1 protein-coding gene is annotated in these 567 nt (G+C 60.0%); it reads left to right on the top strand.

From position 1 onward, the window contains the following. Positions 1 to 53: 53 nt before the first annotated feature. Positions 54 to 567, top strand: a 514-nt coding sequence (locus GWC77_RS28190) for a transposase (RefSeq protein ID WP_173262888.1), incomplete at its 3' end; no start/stop codon positions are given.

Raw genomic sequence — 567 nt, 5'->3', positions numbered from 1 at the left:
GGGTCTGTCAGAAATTTCGTGTTCAAGGCATATGATGCTCCCCAGGAGAAAATATGCCTCGCAAACCCAAGACCCCACCGGTAGAGCTGCCGGCGATTCCTGCTGAACTTCTTGAGCAGTTCGGCAACGGCCCGATGACGGCCGAATCCATCAACGCCGCGACAATGGCTCTGAAGAAGGCATTGATTGAGCGCGCGCTCGGCGGCGAGATGAACCACCATCTTGGCTATCTGCCGGGTGCTGCCAAACCCGTTACTGCCACGAACCAGCGCAATGGGAAGGGTGCCAAGACGGTTCTGACCGAAGACGGCCCGATCCGTATCGAGGTACCGCGCGACCGGGATGGCAGCTTCGAGCCGCTACTGATCCCCAAACACGAACGGCGCTTCACCGGCTTCGACGACAAGATCGTCGCCATGTACGCCCGCGGCATGACCGTACGCGAGATCCAAGGCTTCTTACAGGAGCAGTACGGCACCGAGGTCTCGCCCGAGTTCATCAGTTCAGTCACCGACGAGGTGATGGCCGAAGTCACCGCCTGGCAGTCTCGGCCGCTCGAACCGATGT

The organism is Paraburkholderia sp. NMBU_R16 (assembly GCF_013282575.1).
Taxonomy (GTDB): Bacteria; Pseudomonadota; Gammaproteobacteria; order Burkholderiales; family Burkholderiaceae; genus Trinickia.
Note: the sequence above shows the minus strand (reverse complement) of the source record. Positions and strands in the feature narration are given on the sequence as shown.